At 57.7% G+C, this 20,890-nt stretch carries 14 protein-coding genes and 1 other RNA gene; 6 read left to right on the top strand and 9 right to left on the bottom strand.

What is annotated here, in order from left to right; translation table 11 throughout:
• Nucleotides 1-6: 6 nt before the first annotated feature.
• From KW568_RS25220 to KW568_RS25195, 6 genes are all read left to right on the top strand, one after another.
• Nucleotides 7-1,782: an AIPR family protein gene (locus KW568_RS25220; protein WP_227788636.1), complete on the top strand. Its 1,776-nt coding sequence runs from the start codon at nucleotides 7-9 to the stop codon at nucleotides 1,780-1,782.
• Nucleotides 1,783-1,796: 14 nt separating this feature from the next.
• Nucleotides 1,797-2,567 carry a hypothetical protein gene (locus KW568_RS25215; RefSeq protein ID WP_127913836.1) on the top strand — a complete coding sequence of 257 codons (771 nt, stop codon included), beginning with the start codon at nucleotides 1,797-1,799 and terminating at the stop codon, nucleotides 2,565-2,567.
• On the top strand, nucleotides 2,548-4,263 hold the full coding sequence (locus tag KW568_RS25210) for a site-specific DNA-methyltransferase (RefSeq protein ID WP_103091550.1): 1,716 nt from the start codon (nucleotides 2,548-2,550) through the stop codon (nucleotides 4,261-4,263). The genes KW568_RS25215 and KW568_RS25210 overlap by 20 nt, the downstream gene beginning before the upstream one ends.
• Nucleotides 4,263-7,055 carry a DEAD/DEAH box helicase family protein gene (locus tag KW568_RS25205; RefSeq protein WP_103091551.1) on the top strand — a complete coding sequence of 931 codons (2,793 nt, stop codon included), beginning with the start codon at nucleotides 4,263-4,265 and terminating at the stop codon, nucleotides 7,053-7,055. The genes KW568_RS25210 and KW568_RS25205 overlap by 1 nt, the downstream gene beginning before the upstream one ends.
• A gap of 137 nt (nucleotides 7,056-7,192) precedes the next feature.
• Complete coding sequence (locus KW568_RS25200) at nucleotides 7,193-9,325, top strand: DUF262 domain-containing protein (RefSeq protein WP_103091637.1); 2,133 nt, start codon at nucleotides 7,193-7,195, stop codon at nucleotides 9,323-9,325.
• Between the two features lie 82 nt (nucleotides 9,326-9,407).
• The gene (locus tag KW568_RS25195; RefSeq protein WP_127913837.1) at nucleotides 9,408-10,028 is read left to right on the top strand and encodes a hypothetical protein; all 621 of its coding nucleotides are present in this window, start codon (nucleotides 9,408-9,410) and stop codon (nucleotides 10,026-10,028) included.
• Between the two features lie 827 nt (nucleotides 10,029-10,855).
• Here the strand turns inward: KW568_RS25195 and radC are convergent.
• The 9 genes from radC to KW568_RS25150 all read right to left on the bottom strand — a co-directional run bounded on the left by radC (nucleotide 10,856) and on the right by KW568_RS25150 (nucleotide 20,847).
• Complete coding sequence (gene radC, locus KW568_RS25190) at nucleotides 10,856-11,353, bottom strand: RadC family protein (RefSeq protein WP_103091553.1); 498 nt, start codon at nucleotides 11,351-11,353, stop codon at nucleotides 10,856-10,858.
• Nucleotides 11,354-11,402: 49 nt separating this feature from the next.
• Nucleotides 11,403-12,317 (bottom strand): hydrolase or metal-binding protein, encoded by a 915-nt coding sequence (locus KW568_RS25185; RefSeq protein ID WP_103091554.1) that lies wholly within the window; start codon nucleotides 12,315-12,317, stop codon nucleotides 11,403-11,405.
• Between the two features lie 77 nt (nucleotides 12,318-12,394).
• A complete protein-coding gene (locus KW568_RS25180) occupies nucleotides 12,395-13,399 on the bottom strand; it encodes a YqaJ viral recombinase family protein (RefSeq protein WP_103091555.1) in 1,005 nt (334 codons plus the stop codon).
• 75 nt (nucleotides 13,400-13,474) lie between these two features.
• Nucleotides 13,475-14,443 carry a DUF932 domain-containing protein gene (locus tag KW568_RS25175; protein ID WP_103091556.1) on the bottom strand — a complete coding sequence of 323 codons (969 nt, stop codon included), beginning with the start codon at nucleotides 14,441-14,443 and terminating at the stop codon, nucleotides 13,475-13,477.
• A 71-nt stretch (nucleotides 14,444-14,514) separates the two neighbouring features.
• A complete protein-coding gene (locus tag KW568_RS25170; protein ID WP_043935923.1) occupies nucleotides 14,515-14,844 on the bottom strand; it encodes a hypothetical protein in 330 nt (109 codons plus the stop codon).
• A gap of 341 nt (nucleotides 14,845-15,185) precedes the next feature.
• Nucleotides 15,186-16,442, bottom strand: a complete 1,257-nt coding sequence (locus KW568_RS25165) for an integrase domain-containing protein (RefSeq protein ID WP_103091557.1) — start codon at nucleotides 16,440-16,442, stop codon at nucleotides 15,186-15,188.
• Nucleotides 16,443-16,626: 184 nt separating this feature from the next.
• Nucleotides 16,627-17,018: a transfer-messenger RNA gene (gene ssrA, locus KW568_RS25160) on the bottom strand.
• Nucleotides 17,019-17,117: 99 nt separating this feature from the next.
• On the bottom strand, nucleotides 17,118-17,408 hold the full coding sequence (locus tag KW568_RS25155; RefSeq protein ID WP_004576166.1) for a hypothetical protein: 291 nt from the start codon (nucleotides 17,406-17,408) through the stop codon (nucleotides 17,118-17,120).
• Between the two features lie 628 nt (nucleotides 17,409-18,036).
• Complete coding sequence (locus tag KW568_RS25150; RefSeq protein WP_004575777.1) at nucleotides 18,037-20,847, bottom strand: FAD-binding and (Fe-S)-binding domain-containing protein; 2,811 nt, start codon at nucleotides 20,845-20,847, stop codon at nucleotides 18,037-18,039.
• Nucleotides 20,848-20,890: the final 43 nt, after the last annotated feature.

Below are 20,890 nucleotides of genomic sequence, written 5' to 3'. Positions count from 1 at the left end.
CAGCATATGACCGTCCTGAAGAAGGTTTTGGCCGAACGTTTCGTGCAGTTTCTTCCGCCGCTCTTGGGTGCGGCGAAGCCCGAAGATCAGGTGGCCAAGCAGCTATCGCGTGCCTTCAGCGCCTTTGCACTGCACAAACTGCTCAATATCACGCCCAAAGATGCCGCCGCATCTGTGGTAGACGATTTCAATGACAAGGGGCTGGACGCCATCCACTACCACGCCCCCACTAAAACTCTTTATCTCCTGCAAGCCAAGCTGAAGGAATCGGAGCAGTTTAAGCAGGACGAAGCCCAATCGTTCTGCACCGGCATTCGCTTGCTGCTGAAGCAGGATTTCACCGGGTTCAACGTCAACGTCCAGAACCGCCAGGCCGAAATCGAAAGTGCGCTCGATGCGTGCAGCCACATCAAACTGCTGGTGACCTACACCGGGGACGGCGTGTCGCAATCGGCCATCGAAGGGTTGCAATTACTACTCGACGACGATGACCTCGACGAGGAGCGGCTCGACAAACAGGTGGACTACTACGCGGCAGCCGACATCGCCCGCGACCTGCTGGCAGAGCAGTCCTATCCGCCGGTTCATACCGACGTCGCCTTGCAGAAGCACGCCAAGGTTGAAAGCCCGCGCACCACGTACTACGGCATTGCCCGATTGACCGATCTGGTCGCACTGCACAAAGACAAGGGCAAGGCGCTGTACGAGCGCAACATCCGCTATTTCCTCGGTAGCAATCGATCCGATGTCAACAAGGCCATCAAGTCGACCCTGCGCGACGATCCGGGCAGCTTCTTCTACCTTAACAACGGCGTGACGGCGGTCTGCGACGAGATTGAACCAAAAGGAAAGAACGTCAGCAGCGGATTCCGGAAGTTCAAGGTTCGCGGCCTGTCGATCATCAACGGCGCGCAAACAGTGGCGTCTGCTGCCGAATTCGTAGCCCAGCATCCGGGCAGCAATATCGACGATGCCAAGGTGATGCTCACCTTGATCAAGGCACCTGCAGATGGCACGTTCGGCAAGCGCGTCACTAAGGCGCGCAACCACCAGAACCCGGTGCAGACAGCGAACTTCGCCTCGCTGGACGAAAACCAGGAGAGGCTGAGGCAGGAGGTCGCACTTCTCGGTTTTGCCTATCATTACCGTCCGGAAGCTTCGGCCACCGGCCCCCAGGCCATCTCGCTGGACGAAGCGCTGCGCGTGCTAGCCTCCCAGCAGGACGACCCTCGCTACGCCGTTTGGCTCAAAAGCGAACCGGCGCGGCTGGCAAACTCCGAATCCGCCGAATACCAGGCGCTGTTCCCGGTCACCCTGACCGGCGTGGCTCTGGTCAATGCCGTTCTGTGCCACCGGGCCATCCGCACACTGGTAGTGGACTACGAACAGAAGGCAGCGGCGCGCAGCCAGGAAAAGCTGATTTACCGCCACGCCATTCACCTCATCACGGCCGTAATGATGAAGCGCCTGCGCCAACGTATCGGCACGGCCGCCGTCATCGACGCCGCCACCATTCCCGGTTTGATCAGCCAGCCACTCGATCAGCTACGGCAGCAGACCTTCGACCTCGGGCGGCAACGCCTGCTGGGTGAGGGGCCGCTGGCCTACTTCCGCAACCAGGGCAGCGTCGCGGCATTCCTGGCCGATCTGCTGGAAATCCACTTCGGGCTGGCCGCCGACCCGGTGCTGCCCAATCTGCGCAATATCAACACTGCGGCGGATTCTTATCCACGCAAGCGCCTCCTAGACTACTTGTCGAAGCTAGCACCGCAACTTCAATAGCGACGGGGGACTAAATGAAGTTTGAAAAGCTAGAAATTGGAAATCACATCATTCTTCGAGCAATGCTCGAACTTGATAAAGACGTTGATGCACTCGCTCAAGTCCAATCTGCCAAAAAATCGGGAAAGGTTCACCGAGATACGCCATCTGGTAGGCGAAGAAGTGTCGATGAAGTTAATAGTCAAAACTATCTTGGAACACTCGCTGACATCGTTTGTGCACGTCTACTAGAGGGGTACTTCAAAAAACATGGACTCAATATCGATGTCGTTAGATATGACGACATTAGAACGGATGACTTTCAGGATCACGACCAATACGATATAAAGTTATCCGTGCAGGGCCTTGAGTATCTCGTGGAGGTTAGGTCGTCGGTTTGCATATATTTGTCACTGGCGAATATGATAAGCAGGTGGCAAATCCTAGGGCCGTACACTTCGTCCGCCAAAGGCTCGACAGAAACAGTCAAGCCGTTTTACCTTAGGCCTATTTTTCATCTATCCAGTTTTGAAGAGAACAAGAAAACAAAGAGCTATCAGAGAAAAGCTGCTCACGAGTTAATCAGTAATGGCGATCTTCAACTCTATTTTGTTGGCGGAGCGACAAGTGTCATGCTAGAAGAAAATGGAAGAAGTGAAGCAGGCCAGGAACTAAAGCAGGGAAAGGCCGAATTTCGGGTTCTCGACATTACTGATGGCTTTGATGCGAAAGAAATGCTTGAGACTATCGGACTATTGGCAGCAAAAGAACCTACGGATAACGGGTATGACAAGACAGAAACTTGAGCTCACTTGGATAGGCAAGGAGCAAAGACCGAAGTTGGAGCCGCGCATCCTTCTTGAAGATCCGGAGAAGTCGTACCATGCCAAGCATCGTGTGACAGAGAATGACATCTTCGATAACAGGCTAATTTTCGGGGATAACCTGCTGGCGCTGAAGGCACTTGAGCAAGAGTTCTCGGGGGCCGTGAAGTGCGTCTTCATCGATCCACCGTACAACACAGGTAGCGCGTTCGAGCACTACGACGATGGCTTAGAACACTCAATTTGGTTGGGTTTGATGCGAGACCGACTCGAAATCATTCGACGCTTATTGTCCGATGACGGCTCGCTGTGGATCACGATTGATGACAACGAAGCCCATTATCTGAAAGTGCTATGCGACGAGATTTTTGGGCGGTCTAACTTCGTTCGCCATGTTACTTGGCAAAAAAAGTACAGCGTAAGCAACAACTTCAAGGGGGTTGCATCAATTACGGATCACGTGCTTGTTTATCGGAAGTCTCCTTCATTCAGCAATCGACTGTTGCCACGTTCTAATGAGGCTGCCGCACGTTACTCCAACCCAGACAATGATCCGCGTGGCCCCTGGAAGGCTGTGGATTACCTCAATCAAGCGTCGATTACTCAGCGTAAGAACTTGGTCTACGACATACGCAATCCCTTTACAGGGGAAATAGTCAAAAACAAGGTGAAGGCTTGGAAGTATGAGCGGGAGACTCACGAGATTCATGTCAAGGAAAAGAGGCTCTGGTGGGGAATGCAAGGGGAAAACTCAGTTCCTGCGTTGAAGCTATTCCTGAGTGAGGTCCGAGACGGAATGACCCCCCACAACTGGTGGCCGCATACCGAGGCTGGCCATACAGACGAAGCCAAGAAGGAGAGTATTGCGTTGTTCGGCGCAGATATGGTGTTTTCAACACCCAAGCCCGAGCGACTGCTAAACCGAATCATTACTCTAGCAACTGATCCTGGGGATCTTGTCCTCGACTCCTTTGCTGGCTCAGGTACGACTGGAGCGGTGGCACACAAGATGGGCCGCCGTTGGATCATGCTGGAGCTGGGGGAGCACTGCCACACGCACATCATTCCCCGTTTGAAGAAGGTCATCGAGGGCACAGACAAAGGCGGTGTCTCCGAAAGTGTTGGCTGGTCAGGTGGCGGCGGCTTTCGCTATTACAGCCTCGCACCCAGCCTGATCGTCAACGACCGCTGGGGTAACCCGGTCATCAATCCCGATTACAACGCTGCGCAACTGGCCGAGGCGTTGGCCAAGCTGGAGGGCTTCACCTACGCACCGTCCGAGGTGCAGTGGTGGCAGCACGGCTACTCCAGCGAACGCGACTTCATCTACGTCACCACGCAAAACATGTCCGCTGACCAGTTGCAGGCGCTCTCCGAAGAAGTGGGGGGCGACCATAGCCTGCTGGTGTGCTGCTCGGCCTTTCGCGGCGTGACGGCAGCAACAGCGGCGGAACGCTGGCCGAACCTGACGCTCAAGAAGATTCCGAAGATGGTGTTGGCGCGCTGCGAGTGGGGGCGCGACGACTACAGCCTTAACGTGGCGAACCTGCCAATGGCGAAGCCCGACTCGATTTCGGCCTTAGACGAGACCGCCAAGAAGATCAAGACTCGAAAGGCCTCCCCTGCGAATGTGAACCAAGGCAGTCTCTTTGAGCAGAGCACAGGGGAGAACGAATAATGAGCAACCGCGTCCTGCACGCCGTCACTGGCCGTCTGTCTCTGCGCCCGCCGCAGGAGGAATCCCTCAAGCGATTGGTTCGCACGCTGGAAGCCGCGCCTGCTCTTCTGAGCCATGAGCGGGCCAACGACCCGGAGGGCCTGGCGTCCATTCTTTCCACGCTGAAGGCCGAGTTCCCCACGCTGGAGGATTTTGAGCGCGAGTTCCCCTCGCTGTGCTTCGCGCTGGCCACGGGCGTGGGCAAGACGCGCCTGATGGGCGCGTTCATCACCTACCTACATCTGGCGCATGGCATCAACAACTTCTTCGTGCTCGCGCCCAACCTGACCATCTACAATAAACTGATAACAGATTTCACGCGCAACACGCCCAAGTACGTGTTCAAGGGCATTGCCGAGTTCGCGCAGCAGCCACCGCTGATCATCACGGGCGACAACTACGACCAGACCGGCGCGGCGGTAGACGATCAACCGCAGGGTTTCGCCCACGACGTGCGCGTCAACATCTTCAATATCTCGAAGATCAACTCCGAAGTGCGCGGCGGCAAGGAACCACGCATCAAGCGCATGCGCGAGGTATTGGGTGACAGCTACTTCAACCATCTGGCGAATCTTCCCGACCTCGTGCTGTTGATGGACGAATCGCACCGTTACCGTGCCAGTGCGGGCGTTCGCTCCATCAACGAGCTGAAGCCGCTGTTCGGCCTGGAAGTGACGGCAACGCCGTTCGTGGAATCCAGCAAGGGGCCGGTGCCTTTCAAGAACGTGGTGATGGACTACCCGCTGGCTCGGGCGATGGAGGATGGCTTCGTCAAGGAACCGGCGGTCGTCACCCAGCGCGATTTCAACGCCAGGCAGCATGCGCCGGAAGAAGTGGAGCGGGTCAAGCTGGAGGACGGCGTACGCCTGCACGAGGAGACCAAGGCCGAGTTGCTGACCTACGCCCGCGAAAACGATGCCAGGGTGGTAAAGCCCTTTATGCTGGTGATCGCCCGCGACACCACCCATGCCGGGCTACTGCTGGCTTTGCTGGAGTCGGACGCCTTCTTCGAGGGGCGCTATCGCGGTAAGGCTATCCAGGTCGACTCTAGTAAGAGCGGCAAGGATGAAGAAGAAATGATCACTCGCCTGCTGGCCGTGGAAAGCGTAGATGAGCCGACCGAAATCGTCATCCACGTCAACATGCTCAAGGAAGGCTGGGACGTTACCAACCTCTACACCATCGTTCCGCTACGAGCTGCCAATGCCCGCACGCTGATCGAACAGTCCATCGGCCGCGGCTTGCGCCTGCCCTATGGAAAACGCACCGGAGTGGAGGCTGTGGATCGCCTGAACATCGTCGCCCACGACAAGTTCCAGGAAATCATCGACGAGGCCAACCGCGGCGATTCGCCGATCCGCCTCAAGCAGGTGATCCTCGACGCGCCCAGGGCGGACGACAATAAGACCAGCGTGCAGGTGCAGTCAGGTGCGCATGCGATGCTTGGTCTGAGCGAAGGCGTAGAGCAGCCGGCTGGTGAGCAGGAGAGCAAGCCGAGCGAGGTAAGCAGTGCTGGTGTGAATGTCGAAACACAGAAGTCTGTGCCGATTTTCACCACCGACGCGGAGAAGCAGGCTGCCCGTGTGGTGATAGAGGTGATCAGCCAGTATGAGACTCGCCGTGATCTGGTGCCGAGCAGCAAGGATCTTCTGAATAAAGAGGTACAGGAGCAGATCAAGGCCGAAGTCGCCGAGCGCCTCAAGCCCCTGCAAGGTTCACTGCTGGAAGGCCAGGACGCGAATGCACCCGAGCTGAATCTGGATGAAGTGGTGGCCAAGACCACCGAAGTGGTGGTTCAGCAGACCATCGATATTCCGCGCATCACGGTTGTGCCGACCGGCGAGGTAACCTCGGGCTACCGCCCGTTCACGCTGGGGGATCTGCCCAATTACCAGCCTGGCCAGCGCGAGCTCCTCGTGCAGGAGCTGCGCACCAGCAAGCAGTCCACGTTGAGCCGCGAAAGCGGTATCCGCGAGAAGCGCTTGGAGGACTATATCGTCAAGAAGCTGATTGACTTCGATGACGTGGATTACTTCACTCAGGCCGAGCTGCTCTACAACCTGTCCGAGCAGGCGGTAGCCTACTACCAGAAGCAGAACTATGCCGAAAGCGAGCTGCACGAAATCCTCGATACTCACGGTGCAGATTTAGCCCGCCTGATCCATGCAGAAATGCACAAGCACTTCTGGGAAGAGGCTAGCGGCTACGAGGCCAAGGTCAGCCGAGGCTTTACCGAGCTCAAGCCCTGCAACTACACGGTAGCCGCCAACCAGCCGGTGCACAGTGTACGCGAGACGGTCACCGAGACCAGCCGGATCAAGCAGATGCTGTTCGGCGGCTTCTCGCGCTGCCTATACCCTCTGCAGAAGTTCGACTCGGACACTGAGCGACGCTTTGCCGTGATCCTGGAACGCGACGCGCTGAAGTGGTTCAAGCCAGCCAAGGGGCAGTTCCAGATCTTCTACAAGCTCGGTGCCGAGCAGCCGGAGTATGTGCCGGACTTCGTGGTGGAGACTGACAGCTGCATTTTCCTCGCCGAAACCAAAGCTGCCAGCGACCTAGAAACCCAGGAAGTGCAGGCCAAGGCCGCTGCTGCTGCGCAGTGGACTAAGCACGCCTCTGACTACGCGCAGAGTGTTGGCGGCAAGCCTTGGAAGTACCTGCTGATTCCGCACAGCGATGTGACCGAGGCGAAGCGGCTGATGGACTATCTGCGGTTTGAGGTGAAGGTAGCGGTATCGGTAGTGAGCTGAAAGGTGTAGGGCTGAGCAATAGGCCCGAATGACTCAGTGCTCCAGGTGCTTCCTGTGCCTGGAGCATGGGGTTTCCTGTTCGCGGAGCGGACTTTGAAGATGAAATCCGGCCGCAAAAGCATATCCGAGGGAACGAAGTGAAAGCGACCGAAGCCAATCTGCTCAAATTTCTCCGCAAGTCACCGCAGTTTGTCATTCCGATTTACCAGCGCAACTACTCCTGGACAGAAGAACAGTGCCGTCAGCTGTGGTCGGACATCCAGCGTGCCGGACGTGAGAAGTCCGTCAATGCCCATTTCATCGGCTCCATTGTGTATATCGAGCGCGCTCTGTCGTCGGTCACCAGTCCGGAAGCATTGTTGGTCATCGATGGGCAGCAGCGCCTGACAACCTGTACTCTGCTGATCGCTGCATTATCCAGTCATATCGAAAGTCTTCCTGTTGATCAGTTGGAGGCGCTTGATGAGCTGCTGGAGACGTTCTCGGCCAGGAAGCTGCGCAACTACTATCTGCTCAACCCGGATGAGGATGGTGACCGTCACTTCAAGCTGATTCTTTCGGAAACCGACAAGGAATCGCTACTGGCAATCCTCAAGCAGGGGCCGGTACCTGCCGAGCACAGCTCCCGTATCCAGGAGAACTTCCAGCTTTTTCAGTCCCTGCTGAGCCAGAATAGTTCCGAACTTGTTGCGATCTGTGAGGGGCTCGCGAAGCTGGTCATCGTTGATGTCTCCCTTGATCGTGGCCAGGATAATCCGCAACTGATTTTCGAAAGCATGAACTCCACCGGCTTGGAGCTTAGTCAGGCCGACCTGATCCGCAATTACATCCTCATGGGGTTGGAGCCTGCGCTGCAGACGGAGTTGTATAAAAGCTACTGGCGCCCCATGGAAAAAGCCTTCGGCCAAGCGGCTTATACCCAGCACTTTGATGCCTTCATGCGGCATTACCTGACGACCAAAATGGGTGACATTCCGAATGTCCGCGAGGTCTACATAGCATTCAAGAACTACGCCCGCAACCTGAAAAACGATGTTGCTTCGCTGGTTGCCGATATCCATGCCTATGCAACCTATTACTGTGCCATTGCGCTTGGTGCGGAAAGCCACCCGCAGCTCAAGCAGGCACTTCATGATCTTCGTGAGCTGAAGGTCGATGTTTCATACCCGTTCCTGCTGGATGCTTACCATGACTACAAGACAAACACCCTGAGTGCCGATGAGTTGTGCCAGGCCATACGCCTTGTGGAAAGCTATGTGTTTCGCCGAGCAGTTTGTGCCATCCCGACAAACTCTCTGAACAAGACATTCGCAGGTCTCTCGCGCACCTTGAAGAAAGACCGCTATCTGGAAAGTGTGCAGGCCAGCTTCATGCTGTTGCCTTCGTACCGCCGCTTCCCCAATGATGAAGAGTTTCAGCGCGAACTCAAGCAGCGAGACCTCTACAACTTCCGTAGCCGCAGTTACTGGCTGCGTCGTCTTGAGAATCATGGAAGAAAAGAGCGTGTCGCCATCGAGGACTACACCATCGAGCACATTCTCCCGCAGAATCCCGAGCTTTCTCCAAGCTGGAAGTCTGAACTTGGCGATGACTGGAAGGTTGTCCAAGAGACATGGCTGCATACTCTCGGTAATCTGACCTTAACGGGTTACAACAGCGAGTACCGCGATCATTCGTTTGCGTTCAAACGCGACCAGGTTACCGACCGGGATGGACACCCCATAGGGTTCGCATACAGCCCGCTCAGGCTGAATCAGGGGCTTGGCATTGTGGGTAAATGGGACGAGGCGGCAATCAAGTACCGGGCAGAGCGTCTGGCCAAGGAAGCTGAGAAGGTCTGGGATGCTCCACGGCTGGCTGCGGACATTCTCGATGCATATCGCCCATCGAGTCAGCCGACTAGCAGTCAGTACAGCATTGATGATCACTCGCATTTGTCATCCGGTCCCGTGCGTGATCTTTTCGAAAGCCTTCGTGCTGCGGTTTTGGAGCTTGACCCATGCGTCAAGGAGGACGTGCTCAAGCTGTATATCGCATACAAGGCAGAAACCAATTTTGTCGATATGGTGCCACAAGCCAAGCGACTGCGACTGTCGCTCAACATGCCATTCCATGAGATTGATGATCCGAAGGGGCTGTGCCGAGATGTTACGAACCTCGGACGTTGGGGGAATGGTGACGTCGAAGTCGTCTTCACTAGCCACGACGAACTGCCCTATGTGATGGGTTTGATCCGCCAGTCATTTGATCGGCAGATGGGAGATATCTAGCGTCCGAGAGCAGTGCCTGCGTGAATCGCAGGCACTGCTCGTAGGAAAACTCAGATTTGGCATAGAGAAATGGAAAATAGATTTGAAATCGACTCCGATTCAACGGATCCTGGCTCAGGGGCACTTTGATGGGCTGTGCCTGATTTATTCTTTGTTCAATGGGTACAAAGCACTGAGAAGCCCTAACGAAAAAGCTTCAGACTTTTCTTACAGGAATTCAAATTTTTGGAGGCGGGTGATTGGTAACACACCATCCCTTCACAATTTCGTACTGGGCGATGGTAGTGACTTCGGGAAGCTCAGGAACGCGACAGACGCTAAGGTAAAGCAAGCGTTTATCGCTACCTGCTTCGAGGTGATGACTGATGGCTCTGCTGTGTCCTCGGTAGTCACTCCCTCCGATATTGAGTCTCTGGCAACGATGGATTTCACTGAGTCGGTGGCGATTCTCTGTGTGAAGGAAAAGGCTGAATTCGAAGAAGGTGGGATGGGGGATCATTGGGTAGCAATTGTTGGGCGTGACGATGACGCCGCGGTTTACCTTGTGGCTTGCTCGTACACGAACCATGCCTATGGGCTGAATGAGCGAAAGGACGCCAAGACGGGTCGATACTATAATACGACCATCAAAGTGGACCGTATCACCACATCCACCTCTTACCCCGACAACATCAACGTTATCCAGATCGTTTCAAAATCATGAAAATCTCTTGGTGATACGGGTTCTGATTTTAACGATATGCCGTTGTCGTTCCCGGTAGAAGGTGGTTAGGGATTAAGCTGTACGATGGTGTAAGTATTCGGCGGTCACCCAGCCGAATACTTGACTATGTACGTGCTATGCAGCCGACGGAAGGCTGTTCTCTTATGTTGATCTGATTTGATGGGCACTTGAATATCGTCAGTGCAGCAAGTGTCCCATGCCGAAGGTTCGTGCTCTGGTTGGCTTTATGCGCAGATATTGCTCCTCCTTGGCTAGATAGCGCATTGTGTTTATGACGTTTTCGCAAGCCTGCGTATCGGCTCGCTTAATGGTGTCGATGCCGAGTTTTGTATATTTTTGTTTGTCTGCGTTGCAGTTGAAAAAGTAACCCCGTCCACCCGTTATTTTCTCCCAGAGAGCGCCTATCTCCTGCGCCTTGTGCCAGTCACTATAAACGTGTGCCTTGTTCTACAGACCAAATGTAGCCAGTTTCACATATTGGAAGATCGGATTGCGTTCGCGAGATCTAATCAGGGTTGCTAAGTCTCTGAATAGATCTTCGATACGTAGTAAAGGGTCACGTTGATCTGTCCAAGCAGGTATATACTAATTGGCACCAACCAGAGCCAAAGGGCGTACCGTCAACCGGTCGGTCAAGAACGTCGGCCAGGTGTCGGGGCCTGGAGCCTGTTCATAATTTTCGATAGCAGCTGCCGATCCGGCTTTCTCGGCTGATGTGTAGTCACTTCAGAACAAAAAATAAATGATTTCCCGTCCTGAAGATTGCTCCTGGGGATCCCCAGGAGCAACCTTTTACGCGGAGTCGGCTAGAGATAACCTCGTTCGGCCAACGACACACAACCTTCATGGCCAACCACCACATGATCCAATAGGCAGGTGCCGACCATGTTCAGAGCGTTCTTGAGGGTGGTGGTCAGGGTCCGATCGGCTTGGCTGGGTTCTGGGTCACCGGAGGGATGATTGTGAACCATAATGACGGCCGCAGCATTGTGCTCCAAGGCGATCTTGACCACCTCTCTCGGGTACACGCTCGCGCCATCCAGAGTGCCTCTGAACAGTTCTCTAAAGCCTATGACCCGATGTTTTGAGTCGAGCATCAGCAGGGCAAAGACTTCATACTCGTGGTACTGCAGCAGTGTTTGCAGGTGGCTGAAGACCTGCTTGGGTTCAGTCAAGGCCCGGCCTTTAGACAAACGACTCATGGCCAGTTGTTGTGCCATCCGCAGGATGTCGGCCTCGGTGACGGGTGATTCCATGACGTAGGTGCCACTCGCCTCACCGGCTTTGAGCTTGTGATATTTCATGATGCTATTCCTGTAAGAATGGGGAAGGCTGGGGAGGTTGAGCAGAGCGTTACTGAACGGAAGGCCTAGTGCTGTGCTCGATAGCCTGAGCCTCCAGCTTCTGAGTCAGTGAGGGCTTTGACGGCGCTGCCGGTTGGGCCTCTGCGTTGCTGGGTGGGGTTTCCGCAGTGGGAAAGAGCTCCTCGACAATGGCGCCAGAGTCCTCCTCGCTATCTTCAAAAGCGCCATTGTTAAAACCTTGCCGGGCTGCGTGATCCAAGGCGCTCTGGTCAAAGCCCGAGGCTTGCCGGGTTTCCTCCAGTTGCTTGGCTGCCAATAGGGCGTCCTCTAAATTCATTTCACTGCGCACCGTGATATCGACGTAGAAGATCGGCGTGCCGTGGCTCTGACGGGTGGATTTGCCACGCAGACGCAGCTCCAATGGCAGGCAGGCCAGGCGATTGCCAGAGATGGCTTGCAGGTAATGCAGGCGCGCTGCCAAGGTGCGGATGCTGTTGAATCCAGTGGTCCGGAAGACAAAACTGCCCAGTGGGTCGTCATCACCAATCACCACGTTCAGCCGACCGTAAGGCTTACATGCATTGCCTTGGGCCATTGGGCAGCCATCGGGTGAAGGGCAGGGCAGCGACTGGATGCCGTCCTTGGTCAGACGCTTGCACGTTTCACCGTTGCCGACGCATAACGGTCTGCCGGTGGTACGGTCGAACAGGCTGTAGTCCGCGCGAAAGTTGAGATCCGGTTCGTTGAACAGCAATCGGATCGGAATGCTGCGCAGCTTGCCATCCTGGCCATCACGCAGTTCCTCATTGAGTGGATGCAGTAACCAGCCGTCACGGCTCTGGACTTGCGAGGTGATGGTGAACTGATCATCTTTCTCGGGCAGGCGCTTGCCGTTTTTCTCGACGACCTTACCGATGGAAATGCGCCCGAGTACCGGCGGAGTGATGGCTAAACCTTTGAGCATGGTGGTGCTCCTTGATCTGAAAATAAAAAAGCCACCGGGACGTAAACGGTCCGGGTGGCTAGGGTGAGCAGGTTGTTTCAGGCGAGCAGGAAGCGACGAGTGCCTGCTTTGGCCTTGGGGTAGCGAGCCTGCAGGTAGGGTTTGTCTTTGAGCATCTGTTCGACATCCAGACCAATGCTGTCCTTGGATTTCTTCCAGCTGATGTAGCCCTCGGCAAACTCTGCACCGGTGGCTTCCCCCATGGCCTGCTGCAGAACCTGCTTGAGCTGCGCCTCACGCATTTCCTGCTGAGCAATGTGCTGACGAACAGACTTGAGTTCCAGGAAGGTGCTGGTCAGCGCCGTGTGCTGGCTGAAGTCCAGCGTCTGTCCGTTATCCTCGGGGTAGAGGCAGCGCAATGCCGCTTCCGCAGACGCTGTGCCATCGGCCGGTGGAGGGGTGTCGCTGACGACGTAATCCCAGAACAGCCGTTCTAGGTCAATCAGTCGAGCAATCAGCGCCTCGTCGCGTGTGATGCGATGGATTTCCAGATGCTGGCCACCGAGCAGCACGGCCACATCAGCGGCCTGCTTGCCAGTGACTGCGAGCTGGTGCATGACTTGTAATTGCACATATTCGGGCACGCCCTCTTTCCAGAGGCGTGCCCCGTTTATGCCGGCAGTCTTGCATTCAAGGATCTGAACATCGTCGGCACCGATCACCTCGCGGTCGATATTGGCGAGCATCCAGGGGAGCGCCGGATCGGGATGCTGTAGTACAGCGTTGATCCGTCGAACCTTGTGTTGGCTGCGCTTGCTGTAGTGCCAAGCCACGATGGGCTCCAGCACATTGCCCCAGTACAGCGGGCTTTGCTCATCGTGAGGATCGGCCTTCGGTAGCCCAGCATCGCGACCGGTCTTCTCTAGCCACAGCTCCAACTGCGACTTGTAAGGATTCAGGCCCACCGCAGCGGCGGCATCCGAACTGCCGATGCCTTGCTTGCGGATCTGCAACCAGTCCTCGCGGGGCAGCTCCTTGGTGCTGACCAGGCGCAGGGCAGTGTGTTTCTTACGGGTGCTACTATTCAATGACGTTGCTTTCATCGTATTCACCGGCAGACATAAAAACGCCCGACCAGCACAAGGCTGACCGGGCGCAAGGGTTGATGTGAGTTAGAGTTAGGCGGCGAGTTGCAGAGCGGCATCCAGAGCGCGTTGCTTGATTTGCGCCCCTTGGCCGAACCAGGCTGAGTCCAGGCGGTACTCGTTGCTGCGCGCACGGCGTTCGTGGTCGACATATTCGGTCACGGCGTTGAGCAGACCCCAGGCGGTGCCGCGTGCCGAGTCAATCTGGCTACCCCGGCCACGCCCTTCGTACAGTTCCTGAACCTTGCGCAGGGCACGCTCATTGGGCAGCACCTCCGGCAGAGCAGCGGTCGGAGTGGTTTCACAAAGCACGTTCATGAAGAAACCCAGTGCCTCATGCCACTGCACCTTGCGTTCAGCCAAAGCCCTCATGCGGTACATAAACTCGTCCCAGCCAGAGACGGCGATGCCTAGCTGCTTTTTCACCGTCGCCGGGTCAAAGCGAGTGTTGTGTGGCACCTTGATAGCGCGGCTGCTGCCATCCAAGGCGATGGTCAGGGTGTTGTTGCACACCACCCGCACCGTGGTCGGTGTGGCGGTAGTGGCCAGGGTGCCGTCGCAGGAGGTGGCGAGCAGGAGGTAACCGTTGACCTGATCGTTACCCTTGAGCACTGCACCTTGCCCGGTACGTGCAAGCGCCCAGAACTTGCGCCCGCCTTTAAGCACGCCTGCGGTTTCCAACTCGTAGCCGGACACCTCGGTGAGGTCGCGGTAGAACTCTAATACCTCACGGGGTTGTACGGTGTGATAGCGCTTTGAGACCACCGACAACGGCGCCTTGGTATCTGAGCGGTAGAGTACTTTTTGTTCGGGGAAAGAATGGATGGTGCCCAGGTGGCCGACTGCGTCCGACTTGAAATGCACCGGGCTTTCGAGAATCTGCCAGTCCATGCCGGCTTCGCTCTGCCAGACCTCAATAGGTTGTTTGCGGGGCAGGTTGTTGCCCAGGCCATGCCAGGGAGTAGCGCCAGCGTAGGCCATGGTATCAACGAGATGAGCCATGAGAATGATTCCTTACAGATGAAGGGGAAAGAGCGTCGCTTCATCAACGAGCGACGCCTGTTCACAAAGGCTTAACGGCTGGCGCTGAAGCTGTAACCGCACTCCAGACATTGGTAATTGGCCAGCACCTTGTCGTCGATCTGCTCGCCCAGCGTGGCTCCGGCGATGCCGCCAGCGACCCCGCCAAACAGGCCACCCAAAATCGCCCCGGCGATGCTGCCGATAGCAATGCCCACCGGCCCACCGACTACACCCAGTACCGCGCCAGCTTCCGCACCTGACAGGGCACCGGCGGCGCCACTGGCTGCACCGCCTGCGGCACCAATCAAACCTCCCGTTTGTTTGCCGATATTTTTAGTGATGACGCGTCCAGAGTTACAGCTTGGGCAAGGTGTATACATACGCAGATCCTCTCAAGTGATGAGCGTGCCGAGGTAGAAGCTGGCACGCCAAATCCCCCTGCAGCAGTCGATACTGCGGGGTGTTCATTGAGGTGATATAGGTTTGAAATATTTTTGGATCCAATTTCGATTAATCTAGCGCTGTAGACGTAACCGGAAAGTGGTCCCTCAGGCTTTGAGAAGGGCGAGGAAGGTCGATAATTAAATTATGAGGAACTGGGACGCTCGCGGTCCTGAGCGAAAAGTGATCCAAGTGAACCACAGCACATGGGTCACCATCGGCAACCCTGTGAGGTAGCATCATGTCCGTAGCCCGCTTTGGGCTAGGGGCTGACTTTGGGTCAACGTATCGAGACGACTTTTTTATCTTGATTTTCTCTGATGGCTGACACCGACAGGTTGCCTGTAGCAGCTTCCTGGATGTGGTCGCTCCACCACGCCATCATGGGGCGTCTGCGTTCTATGTAATCTGCTCGATTGTACGCGCTACGTACCTCGTCTTTATCGACGTGGGCAAGCGCAACCTCGATCAATTCAGGATCCCAGCCGTGCTCATTGAGGATGGTGCTTGCCATAGAGCGCATCCCATGGCTTACCAGGCGCCCTTCGAAACCCATGCGTTTCAGTGCCATGTTGGCGGTTTGGCTGTTGCAGTGGGTACGAGGGTTTCGGTCTGCGGGGAACACATACTCCCGATGTCCACTGTAGGGCTTGATCGCTTCCAGGAGCGCGAGAGACTGCTCCGTGAGCGGGACAATGTGCGTTCGGCGCTTCTTCATGCGCTCCGCAGGGATCGTCCAGATCTTCTTCTCGATGTCGATATCTGCCCAGCGAGTGGTTGCTGCCTCGACTGGCCGGGTCATGGTGTGGAGCTGCCACTCGATCAGGCAGCGGGTTGTTCTTTTTATGCTGGCATTGGCGATTGCCACCATGAGCTCTTTCAGCTCATCGGGGGGGAGTGCCGCCATGTTTTTCTTTTTCGGTTTCTTGAAGACGGAGCGGATACCGCTGAGCGGGTTCGCGTGAATCAGTCCCGAGTTGACCCCGTAGGTCATGATCTCGTTGAGCCGCTGCGTCAGCCGCTTCACGGTTTCAAGGCTGCCCTTGGTTTCGAGTGGGCGGAGCAGGTTGATGACTCGCGGTGCGCTGATGGCTGAGATCGGTGTGGCGCCCAAGTCCGGGAATATGTGCAATGTTAGCGAGCGCCAGATGTCCTCCGCGTAGGCTGGCGTCACAGCATCTTTCTTCAGCTCATACCAGGACATCGCCACATTCTGGAATGTGTGGTCAGTCGCAGCTTGTTTCGCTTGCAGCACAGCATCCCGTTTCTCTTTAGGGTCGATGCCGTGGGCAAGTGCTTCCCTCGCTTCAACGGAACCCTTACGTGCTTGCGCTAACGAGACTTCGGGGAAGGTTCCCAGTCCCATGTTGATCCGCTTCTTCGTCACAGGGTGTCGATAGTTGAAGTTCCACAGCTTAGAGCCATTGCTTCTCACTCGCATTTGAAGTCCGCCGCCATCAAATAGGACGTAGTCCTTTTCAGCAGGCTTGGCAGATTTGATTTTGAGTTCAGAGAGGCGGGTAGCTTGTGCGCACATTGGCATTCCAGACTTGATTTTGGCATTCCAAAAATTAGCACTTACGGGCTTGGAATGCCATTTGGAATGCCAAAAGGTGTAGCTGCTCATGGACGTCCGTGGACGCCGATGGCTTTGAAAGCCCCGTATTTACTGGCTTTCAGGCACAAAAAAAGACGTCCGTGGACGTCTTTAGATGATTATTTGGTGGAGCCGGGGGGATTTGAACCCCCGTCCGCCAGTACTCCGCTGTCGGTACTACATGCTTAGCCGTGTCTACTGATTTAATCCGCAGCCGCCCGACGGGCAGGGTGCTTTGGATGAGTTGTGTAAGTTTTAGTCACTTCGCCCACAACGTGCTACGCGACGATCCTGTTCTGTATGACAATCATTTCGGGTTTACAGGCATCCCCTAGTGATTGCTGGAGCCGAAGCTACCAGAAGCAAAGGTCACTTACGCTGCGAGAGCGTAGGATTCCTCGCCGTAGGTTTCGTCATTGGCAACTATAGAAGTTGCAACAGTGGATTTACGAGTTCTGTTACCAACTCGGCATGCACCTAGAGTTTCGCTACCGGCGTCGAATCCTAATCGGCCCCGCACTAGCTTTTGGCTAACGCACCTTACGGCGCGTAGGACGGAGTATACGCCATTGCGCGGGCGACGTCGACAGCCGGTCCAGTCGCCCGCTTGCGGGCTCATGCGCCGCCGCTGCTACTGCCGCTGCCTTTCTCGGTTTTTTCCAGGCGCTCCAGCACTTTGCTGGTAATGGCAATGCATTCCTTGGTGTCGCCCGAGGCCTGGGCGGCCTTGGCTTTGTCGACGTGCTCGGTGATGGCTTTGTCCAGGCCTTCGGAAGTGGCGCCGGCGGTGGCCATGCTGTCGTCGATCTTTTGCAGGTTGGCGGCGCAGAGGTCATCGGCGGCGAACACCGGCGAAGCCAGCAGGGTGGCGGCCGCGAACAGGGCCGAAAGTGCGGTACCTTTCATGGGTGTCTCCTCTGGGGCCTCTGGAAGGTGGGCCTGTAAGGTGGACTGCGGGGGATTGGCGGGGGTTCAATCGGGATGGTGGCGGGGCGATATTGAGGTGGGGATGGCACCGGCGTTGCCGGTGTTCGCGGGTTTACCCGCGGATACGGTGGGCTGTGTACAACCATCGATGTGTGTCCACCATCAATCTGTGTGTAGGAGCGGGTTTACCCGCGAATACGGTGGTGGCTGCGACGGTAGACGGCGGGTGGAGATTGGCCAGCAGGGCCGGCCTCTTCGCGGGTAAACCCGCTCCTACGGGGGGGGGGCTGTGTACAACCACCGATGTGTGGGCACCACCAATCGGTGTAGGGGCGGGTTTACCCGCGAATACGGTGGTGGCTGCGACGGTGGACGGCGGGTGGGGATTGGCCAGCAGGGCCGGCCTCTTCGCGGGTAAACCCGCTCCTACGGGGGGGCTGTGTACAACCACCGATGTGTGGGCACCACCAATCGGTGTAGGGGCGGGTTTACCCGCGAATGCGGTGGTGGCTGCGACGGTGGACAGCGGGTGGAGATTGGCCAGCAGGGCCGGCCCTTTCGCGGGTAAACCCGCTCCTACACAGCGCTCCCCACCTATATCAACGCGTTAGAGGCTGCGTGGCCGGGTGACGCGGTCTACCAGGTAGACCAGGCCGTGGTAGTCGATGCCGCTGTGGCTCGACAGGCCAATCTCGCAGGTGCGGCTGGTGGAAATACCTTCGCTGCAATACTGCACGGCGTCCTTCAGGCTGCGCAGCGAGTGGGCGTTCAACTCGGGGGTGGTAAAGCCTTTGTCACCGGCAAACCCGCAGCAGTGAATGCCTTCCGGGATCACCACCTGTTTGCTGCAACGCCGCGCGAGGTCGATCAAGGCCTGGCTTTCGCCCAGGTGCTGGGTGCTGCAGGTCACGTGCACGGCTACCGGTTCGTCCTGGGGGGTGAACTCCAGTCGGTCGAGCAGGTGGGTGCGGATGAAGCGCACGGGGTCGTACAGGTCCAGCCGGGTGTCGCCCAGGTCCTGCACCAGGCGCAGGGTGCAGGGGCTTGTGTCGCAATAGATCGGGTCGAGGCCGCCGCGGCTGGCGTGCAGCAGGGCGGTGATCAGCTCCTGGCGTTTGTGTTCGGCCTGCTCGGGGTAGCCCTTGGAGGCGAACGGTTGGCCGCAGCACAGGCTGTCGGCGTTGTCGGGGAACACCACCTGGTAACCGGCCTTTTCCAGCAGGGCGCGGGTTTTGTCCAGCAACGAGCTTTGCTCGCGGTCGGCATAGGCCGGGCCCATTACCCGGGAGACGCAGGCGGCCAGGTACACCACGCGGGGGCGGGCGTCGTTGCTGGTGGCGCCGAAGGCCAGCGGGCGCAGCGGTTGCGGCATGGCCGGGGTCCATTGGGGCAGGCGGCCTTTGCTGGCTTTGCTCAGCGAGGCGCTCAGGCGGCCCAGGCGCGGGGCGCCTAGCAGCTTGCGTGCGGTGTTGGCGGCGGTCAGGGTCAGGCGCGCACCGCTTAGGGCTGTGTGGAAATGCTCGGCCAGCCAGTCGGCGGTTTTAGCGTGGTCGGCGGCCTGGCTGCGCAGTTTCTTCACCAGCTCGCCGGTGTTGATGCCGACGGGGCAGCGCTGGGCGCACAGGCCGGTAGCGGCGCAGGTGTCGATGCCCTGGTACTGGTAGCTTTGCATCAGTTCACGGGTATCGATGCCGGCGCGCTGCTTGGCCTGGATGTCACGCCACATGACGATGCGCTGGCGCGGGCTGAGGGTCAGGCCCTTGGACGGGCACACCGGTTCGCAGAAGCCGCACTCGATGCACTTGTCGACGATTTCGTCGGCGGCAGGCAGCGGCTTGAGGTTTTTCAGGTGGATATCCGGGTCGTCGCTCAACACTACGTCAGGGTTGAGGATGCCGTTGGGGTCGAGCAGGCGCTTGAGCTTCCACATCAGCTGGTAGGCATCGTGGCCCCATTCCAGCTCCACGAACGGTGCCATGTTGCGGCCTGTGCCGTGCTCGGCCTTCAGCGAGCCGCCAAACTCCACCGCCACCAGCTGCGCCACGTCGTCCATGAACGCCTGGTAACGGGCGACTTCTTCGGCGCTGTTGAACCCCTGGGTAAAGACGAAGTGCAGGTTGCCTTCCAGCGCGTGGCCGAAAATGATCGCTTCGTCATAGTGATGCTTGTCGAACAGCTGGATCAGGCGGTTGACGCCTTCGGCCAGTTGCTCGACGGGGAAGGTCACGTCTTCGATGATGACTGTGGTGCCGGTCTGGCGCACGGCACCGACGGCGGGGAAGGTGTCCTTGCGGATTTTCCACAGCTGGTTGTACACGGCCGGGTCTTCGCTGAAGTCCACCTGCTGTTCCAGCGGGAAGTCAGCGATCGAGGCCATCACCTGCTGCAGTTGCTCGTGCAGCAGGCTCTGGCTGGCGGCGCGGGATTCGATCAGCAGGGCGCAGGCATTGTCCGACAGGCCTTTTACCCACAGCGGCATGCCGGGCATGTTCTGCACCGAGCGCAGGCTGCGGCGGTCGAGCAGTTCCACGGCCGAGACCGGCTGCTGCTTGAGCACGGGTACCGCGCGGCAGCAGCTTTCGACGCTGGGGAACACCAGCAGGGCGCTGGCCTTGTGCGGGTGGTCGGGCACGGTGTCGTACGTGACGGCGCTGATGAAGCCCAGCGTGCCTTCCGAGCCGACCAGCAGGTGCTGCAGGATGTCCAGCGGCTGGTCGTAGTCCACCAGTGCGTTCAGTGACAGGCCCGTGGTGTTCTTCAGCCGGTATTTGTGCCGGATGCGCTCGGCCAGCGCGGTGTTGGCGCGGGTTTCGCGGCCCAGGCGGGCCAGTGCTTCCAGCAGCTCGGCGTGGCTGCTTTCGAAGGCGGCGACGCTGGCCGGGTCTTCGCTGTCCAGGCGGGTGCCATCGGCCAGCACCAGGCGCAGGCCCGCCAGGGTGTGGTAGGTGTTCTGCGCGGTACCGCAGCACATGCCACTGGCGTTGTTGGCGACGATGCCGCCGATCTTGCAGGCGTTGATCGAGGCCGGGTCGGGGCCGATCTTGCGCCCGAAGGGGGCCAGCCAGGCGTTGGCCTGGGCGCCGATCACGCCGGGTTGCAGGCGAATCTGCTCACCCTGGCGACGGATTTCGCGGCCGTTCCAGTTATCGCCAAGCACGATCAGCACCGAGTCGCTGATGGCCTGGCCAGACAGGCTGGTGCCGGCAGCGCGGAAGGTGACCGGCACCCGCTCGCGCTGGGCCAGTTTGATCAGGCCGACCACTTCGTCCTCGGACTCGACGCGCACCACCAGCTTGGGGATCAAGCGGTAGAAGCTGGCGTCGGTGCCGAAGGCCAGGGTGGAAGTGGGGTCGTCGAAGCGGCGTTCGGCGGGGATCAGGCGCTCGGCATCACGCAGGAACGCGGCGGGCAGGCTCATGCAGTCTCCTCGCGGGGCTGTGGCGTCTGTGCGCTACATGCCC

It is taken from the genome of Pseudomonas sp. HD6515 (assembly GCF_024971855.1).
In the GTDB taxonomy this organism is placed as follows: domain Bacteria; phylum Pseudomonadota; class Gammaproteobacteria; order Pseudomonadales; family Pseudomonadaceae; genus Aquipseudomonas; species Aquipseudomonas alloputida.
Note: the sequence above shows the minus strand (reverse complement) of the source record. Positions and strands in the feature narration are given on the sequence as shown.